At 70.1% G+C, this 14965-nt stretch carries 11 protein-coding genes; 5 read left to right on the top strand and 6 right to left on the bottom strand.

Features of this window, described 5'->3' with window-relative positions:
* Positions 1-114 precede the first annotated feature (114 nt).
* Positions 115-1833, top strand: a complete 1719-nt coding sequence (locus CDO81_RS22085; protein ID WP_088485461.1) for a M14 family metallopeptidase — start codon at positions 115-117, stop codon at positions 1831-1833.
* On the opposite strand, the gene CDO81_RS22080 is transcribed toward CDO81_RS22085, so the two are convergent.
* Together CDO81_RS22080 and CDO81_RS22075 are read right to left on the bottom strand one after the other, a co-directional pair.
* The gene (locus CDO81_RS22080) at positions 1830-2828 is read right to left on the bottom strand and encodes a substrate-binding domain-containing protein (protein ID WP_241517097.1); all 999 of its coding nucleotides are present in this window, start codon (positions 2826-2828) and stop codon (positions 1830-1832) included. The genes CDO81_RS22085 and CDO81_RS22080 overlap by 4 nt on opposite strands.
* A 711-nt stretch (positions 2829-3539) precedes the next feature.
* Positions 3540-4397, bottom strand: coding sequence for a 23S rRNA (adenine(2030)-N(6))-methyltransferase RlmJ (locus CDO81_RS22075; RefSeq protein ID WP_088485404.1), 858 nt, complete (start codon positions 4395-4397; stop codon positions 3540-3542).
* A gap of 148 nt (positions 4398-4545) precedes the next feature.
* Here CDO81_RS22075 and CDO81_RS22070 point away from each other — a divergent pair, with 148 nt between their 5' ends.
* Complete coding sequence (locus tag CDO81_RS22070) at positions 4546-5622, top strand: alkene reductase (protein WP_088485459.1); 1077 nt, start codon at positions 4546-4548, stop codon at positions 5620-5622.
* On the opposite strand, the gene CDO81_RS22065 is transcribed toward CDO81_RS22070, so the two are convergent.
* Complete coding sequence (locus CDO81_RS22065; protein ID WP_088485403.1) at positions 5623-6771, bottom strand: right-handed parallel beta-helix repeat-containing protein; 1149 nt, start codon at positions 6769-6771, stop codon at positions 5623-5625.
* Positions 6768-7334, bottom strand: a complete 567-nt coding sequence (locus CDO81_RS22060; protein ID WP_088485402.1) for an MOSC domain-containing protein — start codon at positions 7332-7334, stop codon at positions 6768-6770. The genes CDO81_RS22065 and CDO81_RS22060 overlap by 4 nt, the downstream gene beginning before the upstream one ends.
* Before the next feature lie 101 nt (positions 7335-7435).
* Between CDO81_RS22060 and CDO81_RS22055 the strand changes: the two genes are divergently transcribed.
* From CDO81_RS22055 to CDO81_RS28240, 3 genes are all read left to right on the top strand, one after another.
* The gene (locus CDO81_RS22055; RefSeq protein WP_088485401.1) at positions 7436-8707 is read left to right on the top strand and encodes a cation:proton antiporter; all 1272 of its coding nucleotides are present in this window, start codon (positions 7436-7438) and stop codon (positions 8705-8707) included.
* On the top strand, positions 8704-9822 hold the full coding sequence (locus CDO81_RS22050; protein WP_088485400.1) for a YbdK family carboxylate-amine ligase: 1119 nt from the start codon (positions 8704-8706) through the stop codon (positions 9820-9822). Before CDO81_RS22055 ends, CDO81_RS22050 begins: the two co-directional genes overlap by 4 nt.
* Positions 9823-9937: 115 nt before the next feature.
* Complete coding sequence (locus CDO81_RS28240) at positions 9938-10546, top strand: hypothetical protein (RefSeq protein WP_158218383.1); 609 nt, start codon at positions 9938-9940, stop codon at positions 10544-10546.
* Positions 10547-10705: 159 nt separating this feature from the next.
* On the opposite strand, the gene CDO81_RS22040 is transcribed toward CDO81_RS28240, so the two are convergent.
* Both CDO81_RS22040 and CDO81_RS22035 read right to left on the bottom strand, forming a co-directional pair.
* Positions 10706-13567 carry a protein kinase domain-containing protein gene (locus tag CDO81_RS22040; protein WP_088485398.1) on the bottom strand — a complete coding sequence of 954 codons (2862 nt, stop codon included), beginning with the start codon at positions 13565-13567 and terminating at the stop codon, positions 10706-10708.
* Between the two features lie 159 nt (positions 13568-13726).
* Positions 13727-14962: a cysteine desulfurase-like protein gene (locus tag CDO81_RS22035; RefSeq protein ID WP_088485397.1), complete on the bottom strand. Its 1236-nt coding sequence runs from the start codon at positions 14960-14962 to the stop codon at positions 13727-13729.
* Between the last annotated feature and the right edge of the window lie 3 nt (positions 14963-14965).

Here is a 14965-nt window from a genome sequence, read left to right as displayed (position 1 = left end):
CGCGAACACCCGCCAAGGGCAAACCCTTGGGTGGGCGCTCAGGCGGGGTCCACACAATCCGCGGCAATCCAAAGACCCCTAGTTTTGGGGTTGTCGCCACCGGACCTTGACGCCATGCCCAGCCCCTTGCCCACGCCGCGCTTCGACCACTTCTACCGCTACGAGGAGCTCACCGCCCTGCTCTTCGCCTACGCCGAGTCGCGGCCCAACCTGGTGTCGGTGCGCTCCATCGGCAAGAGCTACGAAGGCCGCGACATCTGGGTCGTGGTGCTGACCAACCTGGCCAGCGGCATGGATATTGACAAGCCCGCGCTCTGGGTGGACGGCAACATCCACGCCGCCGAACTGACCGCCTCCACCACCTGCCTGTACTACCTGCACCAGCTGGTGAGCCTGCATGGCGGCAGCGGCCCGGAGAGCGCCCAGATCAACCGCCTGCTGGACACGCGCACCGTCTACCTCGTGCCGCGCCTGAACCCCGACGGCGCCGAGCTCGCGCTGGCCGACCGGCCGCGCCACATCCGCAGCTCCACGCGCCCCTATCCCTACACCGAAGAGCCGGTGGACGGCCTCACGCCGGAAGACATCGACGGCGACGGCCGCATCCTGACGATGCGTGTGCCCGACCCGCACGGCGGCTACAAGAAGCACCCCACCGAGCCGCGCCTGATGGTGGCGCGCGAACCGGGCGAGTTCGGCGGCGAGTACTACCGCCTCATCCCCGAGGGCTTCATCAAGAACCACGACGGCCTGACCGTCAAGGTCAACCCCGACCGTGAAGGCCTGGACCTCAACCGCAACTTCCCCGGCGAATGGCGCCAGGAGTTCCAGCAGCTCGGCGCCGGCCCCTACCCGACCAGCGAACCCGAGGTGCGGGCCATGGTGGACTTCATCGTCCAGCATCCCAACATCGGCGCGGCGGTGAGCTTTCACACCCACAGCGGCGTCATCCTGCGGCCCTGCGGCACCCGCAGCGACAAGGACATGACGCCGGAAGACCTGTGGCTGTTCCAGAACTTCTCGGCCCTGGGCGAGAAGCACACCGGCTACACGGCCATCAGCATCTACGAGGACTTCCGCTACCACCCCAAGGAAGTGATCACCGGCACGCAGGACTGGGTCTACGAGCACCTGGGCGCGCTGTTCTGGGTGGTGGAGCTGTGGTCGCCCAACAAGGAAGCCGGCGTGCACACCGACAAGTGGATCGACTGGTACCGCCAGCACCCCGTCGAAGACGACCTCAAGCTGCTGAAGTGGAGTGACGAGCAGTGCGGCGGCCAGGCCCATGTCGACTGGACGCCCTTCCAGCATCCGCAGCTCGGCGCCGTCGAGATCGGCGGCTGGGACAAGATGAACTACTGGCGCAACCCGCCGCCCGCCCTGCGTGAGCGCGAGGCGGCGCGCTTCCCCGGCTGGCTGAGCCAGATCGCGATGAGCCTGCCCCAGCTGGAACTTATCCGCACCGAAGTGCGGGCCCTGGGCCCCGACATGTGGCGGGTGCGCATGGCGGTAGCCAACGCCGGCTACCTGCCGGCCTACGTGACCCAGCGGGCGCTGGAGCGCAAGACGGTGCGCGGGGTGATGTTCGAGATCCACATGCCCGTGAACGACCCGGCCATCAGCCTGGTCAACGGCAAGGAACGCATCGAAGGCCCGCAGCTCGAAGGCCACGCGCCCAAGCAGAGCCAGCTGGCCTTCCTGTTCAACAAGCATCCCACCGGCGACCGCGCCGTGGCGGAGTGGGTCGTGCGTGCGCCGGTGGGCACACGGCTGGCGCTGTCAGCCAGCGCCGAGCGGGCGGGTGTGGTGCGGACGGAGGTGGTGCTGGACTAAGTCCCGCGCACCACCAACTCCGTCGGCATGATCTCGCTGGCCGCGTCGTGGCCGGCGATCAGGTCCAGCACCTTGCGCGCCAGCAGCACGCCGCCGTGGTGCCAGTCCTGGCGCACGCTGGTCAGCGGCGGCGCGAAGCTCTGGGCGGCGGGCGAGTCGTCGTAGCCGATCACCGAGACCTGCTCGGGCACGGCCAGGCCGGCGTCGGTGAAGGCACGCACGGCGCCCATGGCCAGCAGGTCGCTGGCGGCGAAGAGGCCGTCGGGCACCTTGCCGCTGCGCCCCAGGCCCGCCAGATGGGCCTGCACCGCCGTAAAGCCGGCGCCGAAGGTGAAGGCGGCGGGCGTCAGGGTTTGGGCCTTCAGGCCAGCCTTCTTGAGGGCCTTGGCGAAGCCCTGCTGGCGGTCGCGGATCTCGGCATGGCGCACATCGCCCAGGAAGAGCAGCTCCCGCCGACCCAACGCCATCAACCGCTCGGCGGCACTCGCACCGCCATGGGCGTTGTCGCCTCCGACGACCACCGCATCGCCGCGCCCATGTTCGGCACCCCACACCACCAGCGGCAGGCCCATGGCCGCCACCGACTTCACGGCCGAGCCATGCGCGCCCTGGCCCAGCAGGATGACCCCGTCCGCCGACGCCGCCATGCCCTGGCCCGGGCTCTGCAGGGCCGACAGCAGCACGCTGTAGCCGCGCGAGGTCAGCTCCTGGGTGATGCCCCCGAGCAACTGCAGCGGGTAGGCGTCGGTCATGGGGCGGTCGGTGTCGGGCTGCATCTCCAGCATGACGGCCACCATGTGGCTGCGCCGCAGCCGCAGGTTGCGCGCATGGTGGTTGAAGCGGTAGCCCGCCGCCTCGGCCAGTGTCTTGATGCGCTCGCGCGTGGCCGGCGTCACCGACGGGCTGTCGCGCAGCGCCCGCGAGACGGTGATGGTGGACACCCCCGCCAGGGCGGCGATCTGCTCCATCGTGACGGGTTTGGTGGGGTCGCTCATGGGACGGCGGGGCGGGGGAACTGTGCGGGGCGCAGCTTAATTCAGCCGCTGGGAGGGGCGCGGGATCCTGGAGGGGTGGGTGGGTCGCTGGGGGCTTTTGCGGAGAGCCTTTCGACTCGGTGCACCGTGCCGGGAGTTCGCCCCGGCGGGCGAGTAACTTTTCTCTGTCGCGCCAGAGAAAAGTCACCAAAAGAGAGGCGCTGAACCGCAAGTCATCGGGCTGGCGCTGAAGCTCACGCGCGAAAACTCCTGCTCGGCTTGTGCGCCGAAGCGACCCGCTTCGCTCTCGCTGCTGTCCCTCTCACGAGCACCATCCATCGCACCTTCACGCCCGTTAACGCCGGCTGCACGCCGGGCTCACCAGTGAATGCGCCACATGCCTCGACGCGCCGTCGACGGCGCTTGACTTCAACTCGTGAGTTCGGCGTGCAGCCGACGTTGACCGCACCGGCGGTGGATGACGCAGGCTCTGGATAGGGTCAGCAGCGAGAGCGCAGCGGCTCGCCTCGGCTAAGGCTCTGAGCATTTGTTTTCGCGCGATGTCCGTCGCAGGCCAGAGGCGACTTGCGGTTCAGCGCCTCTTCTTTGGTGACTTTCTTCTGGCGCAGCAGAAGAAAGTTACTCGCCCGCCGGGGCGAACTCCCGGCACGGTGCACCGAACGGCAAAGGCTCCCAGCAAAAGCCTCCCGACACCGAACGCCAATCGCAGCGTCAAACCGCCTTCTGCTCCAACACGTAATTCGCCCCGTCATACTGCCCCAACCGCTCCACCAACAGCGGCAGGCACTCGGCCAGCTCGTCATGCAGCGTGAACGGCGGGTTGGCGATGAACATGCCGCTGCCCATCATGCCGAAGCCGCGCTCGTCGGCCTGGGTCACGGTCAGGCGCACATGCAGCCAGCCCTTCTTGGCCGCGGCATCGGCGCTGGCCTTGAGCCGCGTGGCGAGCTGGGTGGACTCCAGCAGCTGCAGCTGCGGGTACCAGACCATGACGACCGTGTCGGGCGCGCGCTCCAGCGCCTCGCGCAGCGCAGTCAGCACCTTGGCGTAGTCGGTCTTGATCTCGTAGGGCGGGTCCATCAGCAGCGCCGCGCGCCGCGTGGGCGAGGGCAGCTCGGCCTTGATGGCCGCGAAGCCGTCACGGTCGCTGACCTGGGTGTTGGGCCGGCTCTCCAGGTAGCTGGCCAGGATGCGGTGGTCGGTCGGGTGCAGCTCGTAGGCGCGCAGGCGGTCGGTGTCGCGCAGCACGAAGTTCGCGATGGCGGGCGAGCCGGGGTACTGGCGCAACTGGCCGTCGGGGTTGAAGTCGCGCACCAGCTGCACGTAATCGGCCAGCGGGGCGGGCAGCTCGTCGACATCGTCGTAGAGCTTGGCGATGCCGGTGCCGTACTCGGCGTTCTTCTGCGCGTAGCGGCCCTCGACCGAGTAGCCGCCGGCGCCGGCATGCGTGTCGATCAGGGTGTAGGGCTTGTCCTTTTCGCCCATGTAGCGCAGCACGCGGGTCAGCACGAGGTGCTTGAGGACGTCGGCATGGTTGCCGGCATGGAAGGCGTGGCGGTAGGCGAGCATGAGGTGATTGTCGCCAAGGTGGCGGCTTGTCTTTGGCCAAGTTGCCAGCATCTGTGGGCGTACCACACGCCGAAGCAACCGCACGAGCCGCAGGGATGGTGCGGTCTGCTTAGGCTTCGCCCCCTTGTCTTACCTGCTCTACAACTCCATGCCTACGCTTTTCGACCCCGTCCGCCTCGGTGACATCGAGCTTGCCAACCGCCTCGTCATGGCCCCGCTCACGCGCAACCGGGCGCGCAACCAGGTGGTCGGTGACCTGCACGTCGAGTACTACCGCCAGCGCGCCAGCGCCGGCCTCTTGATCACCGAGGCCACTCAGATCCGCCCCGATGGCCAGGGCTACTTCGACACCCCCGGCATCTACACGCCCGAGCAGGTCGCTGCCTGGAAGCGCGTGACCGACGCGGTGCATGCCGAAGGCGGCAAGATCGTCGTGCAGCTGTGGCACGTGGGCCGCATTTCCGTGAAGCGCCTGCAGCCGGGCGGCCAGGCGCCGGTGTCGTCCACGAACCGTGCCGCCAAGACGCGCACCTATGCCGCCCACGGCGAACTGGTGCCGACCGATGAGCCCCGCGCCCTGGCCACCGACGAGATCCCGCAGCTGGTGGCCGACTACGCCCAGGCCGCCCGGAACGCCATCGCCGCCGGCTTTGACGGCGTGGAGGTGCACAGCGCCAATGGCTACCTGCTGGAGCAGTTCCTGCGCGACAGCACGAACGACGGCACCGATGCCTATGGCGGCTCCATCGAGAACCGCGCCCGGCTGCTGATCGAGGTGATGACGGCCGTGGCCGTGGCCATCGGCCCGGGCCGCACCGGCTTGCGCGTGTCGCCGGTCACGCCGGCCAACGACATCGGCCAGGACAGCAACCCACAGGCCCTGTTCAACCATGTGGCGGAGCGCCTGAGCACGCTCAAGCTGGCCTTCATGGAAGTGGTGGAAGGCGCCACCGGCGGCCCGCGTGACAACGCGCCGTTCGACTACGCCGAGCTGCGCCGCCGCTTCAACGGCCCGTGGATCGTCAACAACGGCTATGACCGCACGATGGCGCTGGATGCCATCAGCGGCGGGCATGCCGACGCGGTGGCCATCGGCCGGCCCTTCATCAGCAACCCCGACCTGGCAGAGCGCATCCGCGCCGACCTGCCCTGGGCCGCCCCGCAGAAGGAGACCTTCTACGGCGGTGGCGAGCAGGGCTACACCGACTACCCGCGCGCGGCCTGATCAGCGCTGGAAGGCCCCCGGGCTCAGCGGCGCGCTGCCGTCCCACGGCAGGGTGCCGCGGGGGTGCCGGTACTCGCGGGTGGGGGTGAGCTTCAGGCCACCGCCCTCGCCCGCTGGCTGGGCCTTGCCGCGCAGCGATGAACCCGGCTTCAGCCGGAAGTCGTCGCGCGCGGCGAGCACGAACTCGTCCCAGTCGGCCTCCAGGTTGGCGCGCCGCACCCAGTGGCCGTCGGCCGCGAGCTTCGGCCCGCCGACGAGCAGGTTGTTGGCCAGCACCACCTCGGCCTGGGGCGGTGACACGCGCAGCCAGATGCCGCCGCTGGGCCGCTGGTCCACCAGCGTGTTGTTGACGAGATAAAGCGCCTGCTTCTCCCAGGTGGCGCCCTCGGCACCGAAGGAGATCACGTGCGGGTTCTCGGTGGTGGAGCTCTGCGCGATGAGGTTGCCCATCACGACCGCCACCCCGCCGTTGGCGAACTCCAGCTCGTAGCTCGCCCGCCCGCCGATCTCATCAGTCAGGCGGTTGTAGAGGATGTGATTCAGCGCCGCGCGGCTCTTGAGCAGATGGCCCTTGAAGCCGTGGTGGAACCAGCTGCCGCTGACCGCCAGTCGCTTGATCGCGCCGACATACAGGTTGTGCGTGCGCCCCTCGCCCGGCAGGATGGGGCCGAAGTCGCAATCGATGATGTCCAGCTCGATGCTGCCCTCGTTGGCCGACAGCAGGCCGTTCTGGTTGTCCTTGAAGGTGCAGTCCACCAGCGTCAGCGAGCCCGCCTCCAGCCGGATGCCGGCGCCGTTGCGTTCAGGCACGGTGGCGCCGCTGAAGTCGAAGCCCTCGATGCGCTGGCGCCGCCCGCTCGTCACGAACAGCCCCTTGCCCTGCACGTGCGCGCCCGCGCCGATGACGCGCACCCGGCCGCCCACGGCGCGCAGGGTCAGGTCATGCTGGGGCCAGGCGGCGACGTCGGCGGTGTAGTCGCCGGCGTCCACCTCGATCACGTCGCCATCACGCGCCTGGCGTGCGGCCGCAGCGAGCGACTTGATCGGCCGCGTGGGCCCCACGCGCAGCACCGGCGCTGCGCCGGCCGCCCAGGGCAGCGCACCGGCTGCGAGCAGCAGATGGCGCCGCAGCCAGCGCGCACCGCTCACGCCTTCTTCCTCATCTTGGCCTTGAAGAGCTCGACGATGCCCACCTCGCGCGGGCCGGGGACGAGCTCGAAGGTCTGGCCTGCCGCGATCGAGCCCTCACGCTTCACCGCGAGATAGAAGCCGCAATAGCCGCTCTGCACCATCAGCTTGGCGGCCTGGTTGAAGCCCATGTGGGCATTGAACTTGAAGCAGGGGTAGCGCGGCTCCGACACGAGCAGCTCGCAGTCGGGGAACCGCAGCACATCGCCGATCCAGACCTGGCTTTCGAGCAGGCCCGCCAGCGTGAGGTTCTCGCCGCAATCGCCCGGCTGCAGCTCGCCCGCCACCTTGGCCTGGCCGCGCACCGTCTGCCAGAAGGCGTAGTGGGCCTGCGGGTAGGCATACACCGCCTTGGCCAGGCCGCCGTGCACGCTCGGGTCGGCCTGCTCATCGCCGGCCAGGCCCAGCGGGCCCACGGCCACGGCGCCGTCGCGGGCGCGTTTGCGGATGGCCGAGGTCACGGCCTCGCCGTTGGTGGCGACGAAGGATTCGACCCGTGCGGTGTTGAGGCTGATGAGCTGCATGGCGCGCAATTGTCCAGGAAGCTTTCGGCGTGTTGGCCTACACGCGGCCGCGCCTGCGCCCCCTAGGCTTGCAACCAAATCTTTCAAGACCAGGGAGACGCATGAACGCTCTCGATACCGGAGCCCGCATCTGGGCCGGTCTCGCCGTCGCCCCGTCCAGCGCACTGATGTTTGTCGTCGGCGTGTTGCTGGCCGGCGCACTGGCGGGCGAATTCATCGCCGCCACGACCCGCCTGCCCCGCGTGGTGGGCTACACGCTGGCGGGCTGCGTGGCCGCCGCCTTCGGGCATGGCGTGGGCATGCCGCTGTCCGGCGCCGCGCAGACGGTGACCGACCTCGCCCTGGGCCTGCTGCTGTTCGAGATCGGCAGCCGCGTGCACCTGCGCTGGCTGCGCCGCAACCCGGGCCTGGCCGCCACCAGCCTGCTGGAGGCCTCGCTCAGCGCGGTGGCCGTGGCCGTGGTGCTGCGCTTCTTTGACGTGAGCTGGCAGACGGCCATCGCCTGCGCCATCCTGGCCATGCCCGCACCGGCCGCGGTGTCCGGGCGGGTGTCGATGGAACTCGGCGCCGAGGGTCAAGTCACGCAGCGCGCTTCGCTGCTGACGGCGCTGAACACGCTTTACGCCGTGATTGCACTGACCCTGATGCGCACCTGGTGGGCGGCCGACGACGGCGGCAGCCTGCCCCAGGCGCTGGCGGGCTTGTCGATCTCGCTGATCACCACGCTGGGCCTGGCCGCGCTGCTGGCCGGGGCGGTGTACCTCGTCGCCCGCCGGCTGGACCTGCGCAACGAAAGTGCGGTGCTGCTGCTGTTCGGCCTCGTCGCGTTCTCCATCGTCGCGGCGCGGGCGATTGGCGTGTCCACGCTGCTGATGCCGCTGGTGGCCGGCCTGCTGCTGCGCAACACCAGCGACCGCCCCTGGGTGTGGCCGCGCCACTTCGGCACCTCGGGCGGCGCGCTGGTGCTGATGCTGTTCGTCATCGTCGGCTCGGCCTGGTCGCCCAAGATCCTGGTGGCCGGCGGCTTTGCTGCGCTGGCGCTGATGGCGGCGCGCTTCGTCGCCAAGACCATCGCCATCGTGGCGCTCGCACCGTGGGCCAAGGCCAGCTGGCGGCAAGGCCTGGCCCTGTCGATCACGATGACGCCGCTGTCCGCCACGGCCCTGGTGATGCTGAGCGAGCTGATGCGGGCCGAGCCTGAGCTGGCTGCGGGCGCCGTACCCATCATCCTGGCCAGCATTGCGGTGCTGGAGTTGATCGGGCCGATTGCGGTGCAGTTCGCGCTGCGCCTGGCGGGTGAGCTGCCCCCGGCACCGCCGCGCCGCCGCCGCAACGAATCTGGCAAGCAACCTGGCACGGAGGGCCGCCCATGAGCCTTGGCGTCTTCGCCCAATCGCAGCCGCTGACGCTGGGCGTCGAGCTGGAGCTGCAGATCGTCAACAGCGACGACTACGACCTGGCCCCCGTGTCAGCCGACCTGCTGCGCCTGATGGAAAAGCGCAGCATCCCCGGCGACGTGAAGCCCGAGATCACCAGCAGCATGATCGAGCTGTCCACCGGCGTGTGCGCCGGCTTCGGCCAGGTGGTGTCGGAGCTGGGCCAGATCCGCGATGCGCTGGTGGATTGCGCCGAGACGCTGGACGTGATGCTCTGCGGCGGCGGTACCCACCCCTTCCAGCACTGGACGCGCCGGCGCATCTTCGAGACCCCGCGCTTTCATGAGCTGTCGTCGCTGTACGGCTACCTCTCCAAGCAGTTCACGGTGTTCGGCCAGCACGTGCACATCGGCTGCCCGAGCGCCGACGAGGCGCTGGTGCTGCTGCACGGCATGAGCCGCTTCATCCCGCACCTGATCGCGCTGGCGGCCTCCTCGCCCTTCGTGCAGGGCGAGGACACGGGCTTTGACTCGGCACGGCTGAACTCGGTGTTTGCCTTTCCGCTGAGCGGCCGCGCGCCTTTCGTGCAGACCTGGAGCGACTTCGAGGTCTTCTTCAACAAAATGACCCGCACCGGCGTGGTCTCGGGCATGAAGGACTTCTACTGGGACATCCGCCCCAAGCCCGAGTTCGGCACCATCGAAGTCCGCGTGCTGGACACGCCGCTGACCATCGAGAAGGCTGCGGCCCTGGCCGGCTTCATCCAGTGCCTGGGCCAATGGCTCACGCGCGAGAAGCCCTTCAAGCTCAGCGAGGACGACTACCTGCCCTACACCTTCAACCGCTTCCAGGCCTGCCGCTTCGGGCTGGACGGCACCTTCGTCGACCCCGAGACCGGCGAGCACCGCGTGCTGCGCGACGACCTCATCCGCGTGCTCTCGCGCCTGGACAGCCACGCCGGCGACCTGCATGCCGAAGGCGCCTTGCAGTACCTGCGCCGCGAGATCAACGGCCTGGGCAACGATGCCGCGTGGCTGCGGCAGGTGGAAGACGAGCAGCACCTGCTGCCCGAGATGGTGAGGCGCGCCGCGATGCGCTGGCACGGGCGCTAGCGCCCCGCACCTTCGGTGCGCCGGGCTGGCCGCTCGGTGGGCCATGTCTGACTTTCCTGCCGCGTTGCGTACTTCGAAGAAGGGAATCCCCTTCACCGATGACAGGAGCTCTGACATGTCTCATTCACTTGCTCACCCTCGCTCGGCCCTGCTCGCCGCGGGCATGGCCGCCCTGCTCGGCGCATCGCCGCTCGCGCAGGCCCAGGAAACGTTCACGCCGGCCTTCGGTGGCACCGGCGGGCAACAGTTCATCGCCAGGTGCCCGGCCGGCACCCAGGTCACCGGCGTATTCGCGCGCACCGGGGCCTACGTCAACTACATCGCGCCGCTGTGCAACGGCCAGCCGATTGCTGGCGGCGGCGGCAGCGGCACGCGGCGCAGTGCGGCCTGCCCGGCCGGGTCAGTGGTGCGGTCCATGGCGGTGACGTCGCTGCGCAGCGACAACCACCTGCTCAAGGCGCTGGTGCTGGACTGCGCCGCGCGCGGCAGCGAGACCCGCACCGCCTCCGTGCCGCTGAACACCCCGGGCGCCTTCACCTCCCCGACGGGCCCAATCGGCAACATCGCCCTCTTCGTCACCGGGCCGGTTGGCGCGCTACGCATGATGGACAACGTGAACTCCCACTACCCCAAGGGCACCCTGACCTGCGACGACAAGGCCATCGTCGGGCTGCAAGGGCGCGCCGGCGCTGCGGTGGACGCGGTCGGGCTGATCTGCCGCTAGTGTGGTGTCCCGCGGATACGTGCACAAAATGAAATCGAGGGCTTCGAGCCCAGGGCAAGGCGCAAACCGCAGCGATACCCGGTGGTATCGCGAGGATTTGCAACGCCGCCATGGGGTTGAAGACGCGATTTCATGTGCACGTATTTGCGGGACACCACACTAGGGCGCTCGTCGCTGCGCCGTGGCCAGCGCGGCGCGCACGGCCGCCACCTCGGGGCTGTGGTCGGCATCGAAGGCGGCCCGGTGCAGCGCGAGGGCCTGCTGAAGCACGGGCAGCGCGTCGGCGGGTCGGCCCTGGCTCAGCAGGGCCTGGCCCTGCACGGCCGTCATGCGCGCCTGCACGTCGTCGCTGAAGCCCTGCTCCGGCAACTGGCCCATCGCCGCCAGCACGGCCGAAGCGGCGGCATGGGCCTCGGCAGGGCGCCCCACGGCCAGCAGCAGCGTGGCCTGCTCGGCCTGGCGCCGCAGCCGGGTGAAGGGGGTGCTTGCCTGGTCGACCTGGGGCGCATGGGCCTCGAAGTCAGCGAGGGCGTCTTGCGCCTTGCCCACGGCCACCCAGTAGCGGCGGCGCACCGCCCGCACCGACTCGGTGTTGCGGTCCACCCGGTCGCCGATCAAGGCCGCGGCCTGGTCGAGGTCGGCCGCCGCATCGGCGGTGCGGCCGAGCGCGAGCATCGCCTCCGCATGCGTCGCCAGAAACGGCCCCAGCACATCGGGCAAGGCCGCCGGCAGGCGCTGGCGTGCATCGTCCAGGTAGCCCAGCGCGCGCCGCGCGTCGCCGTACACCAGCAGCACCCGGCCATAGCTGCCGATCATCACGGCCGGCCCGGCGCCGAACTCATGGTCGCCCTTCAGCGACTGCGCCCAGGCGGCGGCGGCGCGGCCGGATTCGATCGCGTCGCGCGCGCGGCCGTTGGCCACCAGAAAGCGCGACAGCTTCAGGCCTGCGATGTGCAGCGTGTACGGATCGCTGCCGCGCTGGGCAAGGTCGTAGGCGCGCGACAGCGTCGCCCGCGCATCGCCAAGCTGGCCGAGCCGCGCGTACACGTCGCCCAGCGTGCTCAACACCAGCGGCAGCACCGCGACCGTCTCGTCGGGCCGGCGGTCGATGCGGGCCAGCGCCTCGGCCAGCGCGTCCCGGGCTTCGACCAGGTTGCCCGTGGCGTTGGCCGCTTCGCCCAGCATGTGCAGCGCGCCGACCGAGCCTTGCGACGGCGGCTGTTGCCGTGCGATGGCCGCAGCGCGGCGCGCGCGCGCCAGGCCTTGCGGCGGGTCCGAGTTGAAGTAGTGGTAGGCCAGGGTGGTGTCGATCTCCATGCGCGCCAGCGCATCCTCCTGGCCGCGCGCACGCAGCGCCTCGTCGGCCTGCAGCAGCAGCTTGAGCGAGGCCTCGCGATCGCCCACTTCGGCCAATGTCTTGGCCAGCGACACCGAGGCGTTGATCGCCTCCAGGCTGCCGGCCCCGAAGTGGCGGGCCGCCAGCGCAGCGCCACTGCGGCGCAGCGCCAGCGAGCGGTCGTTCAAGGCCATGTGAAAGTACATCTCGCCCAGCAGCTCGTACAAGCGCAGCTGCGCCTCGGGCGCCTGGGCGAGGTCCTTCTCGATGCGCTCGGCGCCGCGGTCCAGCAGCTCGCGGGCGGTGGTGGCACGGGCGCGTTCAGGGTCGGGCTGGTTGGCCGAGTTCGAGATGAACACCGATTCCATGAAGCCCTGCACCGCCTTGGCCGTGGCGGCTTCAGTCCGGGCCTGGGTGGCGGCCAGTCGGGCCTCATGCGCCTGCCACAGCGCGACCGACGCCCCACCGGCCAAGGCCAGCATCACCACCCCGCCGGCGGCCACCTGCAGACGATGGCGCCCGATGAACTTGGCCATGCGATAGCCGGCGCTGTCGGGCCGCGCCTGCACCGGCTCACCATCGCGCCAGCGGCGCAGGTCCGCGGCGAAGGCGTCCATCGTCGGGTAGCGTTCCTCGGGGCGCTTCTTGAGGGCCTTGTTGAGGATGGCATCCAGGTCGCCGCGCAACTGGCGCCGGGTGGACGCGTCCGTGGCCGTGTCGCTGGCGCGGGGCGCCTGCGCGCTGGCAATGGCCTCCTCCAGCTCGGCCGCACTGCCCCGGGCAAGCCGGTAGGGCCGCCCGCCGGTCAGCAGCTCGTAGGCCACCACCGCCAGGCTGTAGATGTCGCTGGCGGTGCCCAGGGGCTCGCCGCGGATCTGCTCCGGGCTGGCGTAGTCCAGCGTCAGGGCGCGGCCGGAGACGGCGGTCAGCGCGGTGTCGCGCGTCTGGTCACCATCCAGCAGCTTGGCGATGCCGAAGTCCAGCAGCACGACGTTCCCGTCCGCCCCCACGAGGATGTTGCCGGGCTTGAGGTCACGGTGCACCACCAGCCGCGCATGCGCATGTGCCACCGCTGCCGCCACCTGCAACAGCAGCGCCACGCGGCTGCGCAGGGGCAAGGCGCGCTCGCGGCAGTAGACATCGATCGGCTGCCCCGCGACATAGGCCATCGCGAGGAAGGGCCGACCATGCGCGTCCACGCCCGCGTCGTAGAGACGGGCGATGTGGGCGTGGTCGAGCGCCGCGAGGATCTCGCGCTCGCGCACCAGGCGTTCGGTGAAGGCGTCGCCCCAGACGGCGTGCGGCAGCTTCAACGCCACCTGCCGCTTGACCGTGCCGTCGGCGCGCTCAGCCAGCCAGACCTCGCCCATGCCGCCGCGGCCGATGCGCTCGATCAGCCGGTAGGCGCCCACGAGCTGGCCGCCGGCATGGGCATCGCCGGCCTCGCTCGCCACGCCCGGCAAGGCCGGCAGCTCGGCCAGGAAGTCCCCGGTTTCGATCTCCGCCTGGGTCGCGAGCAGCGCCTGCAGGGCCTCGCGGTGGATGAGGTGCTCACCGTCCAGCGCGTTGAGCCAGGCCTCTCGCTCGGCGGGTGGCAAGTCCAGCGCCTGGTCGAGCAGGTCACTCAGCGCGGCCCAATCCTGGGCGCGCATGGCGGCCAGCGGCATCACGAGGGTGCCGTCCATCAGGCATCGGCGCCGCGAGGGCGGTGAGGAGCGCCATGAGGGCCGGCGCGGCGGGTGAAGGCGCATGAAGGCATGCCGTGGGCTCCCAGAAAAGCAGTCTCTGACCTCCTGATGTACGTGATCAGCCCGCCGCGTCAGACATCCCGCGGCCCCGGCCGATCACGCCATCGCCGCGTCCAGCGCCACCAACAGGCGCCCGATCTCTTGCGCCGTGTTGTAGTGCGCGATGGACACACGCACCACGCCGCCATAGGCCTGCAGCCCGAGCGCCTCAATCAGGTGCCGCGCATAGAAGTCGCCGAAGCGAATGCCGATGCCGTGGGTGTCCACCTGCCGGACGATGTCTTCGGACCGCCGGCCTTCCACGACGAAGCTGACCGTCGGCACGCGCGCGCCGCCCGCGGCCGACGGCAGGCCGATGATGCGCACGCCGGGCCGCTCGCGCAGCCACGCGAGCAGCTGCTCCGCCAGCGCGTCTTCATGCGCGGCAAAGGCGTCGAACGCGGCTTGCATGCGGGCCCGGTCGCTGCCGGTGGCACCGAGCGCCGTGCCGACGTCGCGCAGGTAGTCGACGATCCCGATGCAGCCGTAGGACAGCTCGTAGTTGACGTTGCCGCGCTGCAGCTTGTAGGGGATGACCTCGCGGCCGATGAAGAAGTGGTTGAGGCTGGGCAGCTGCAGCAGCAGCTCGCGGCGCACCCACAGCACCGCATAGTGCGGGCCGAACACCTTGTAGAAACTGAACACCACCGCGTCGGCGCCGCTGGCCTGCACGTCCACCAGGCGGTGGGGCGCGTAGGCCACGGCATCCACGCACAGCTTCGCCCCGGCCGCATGCGCGCGGCGCGCGACCTCGGCCACCGGGGTGATCGTGCCGAGGACATTGGAGGCCTGCGTCATGGCGATCCACTTCGTGCGCGGGCCGATCAGCGGGTCCAGGTCCTGCAGCCGCAGGCCGAGGCTCTCGGCATCCACCCGCCACACGCGCACGACCACGCCGATGTCGGCCAGTCGCGTCCAGGCCCCGATGTTGGCTTCGTGGTCGGACTCAGTCACGATCACTTCATCACCCGACTGCAGGTCCGGCCGCAAGGCCTCGACCAGCGTGCCGATCAGCGCCGTGGTGGACGGCCCCATGACGATCTCGTCGTCGTGCGGCGCATTCACCAGCAGCGCCACCGCGCGCCGTGCGGCCAGCACCCGTTCGCCGGCCTGTTGCGAGGCGGCGTAGCTGGCGCCGAGCTGCACGTTGTCGTGCAACAGGTAGTCGCGGATGCGGTCGGCCACGCGGGCGAGCACCTGCGAGCCGCCCGCGTTGTCCAGAAACACCGTGCCGGCGGCCAGCGCCGGAAACTCGGCGCGGATGCGTGCGAGGTCAAGGGGAGAAGTGGGCAAGTG

The sequence above is a fragment of the Roseateles puraquae genome (genome assembly GCF_002205845.1).
GTDB lineage: Bacteria > Pseudomonadota > Gammaproteobacteria > Burkholderiales > Burkholderiaceae_C > Pelomonas > Pelomonas puraquae.
This window is presented reverse-complemented; position numbering and strand designations above follow the sequence as displayed.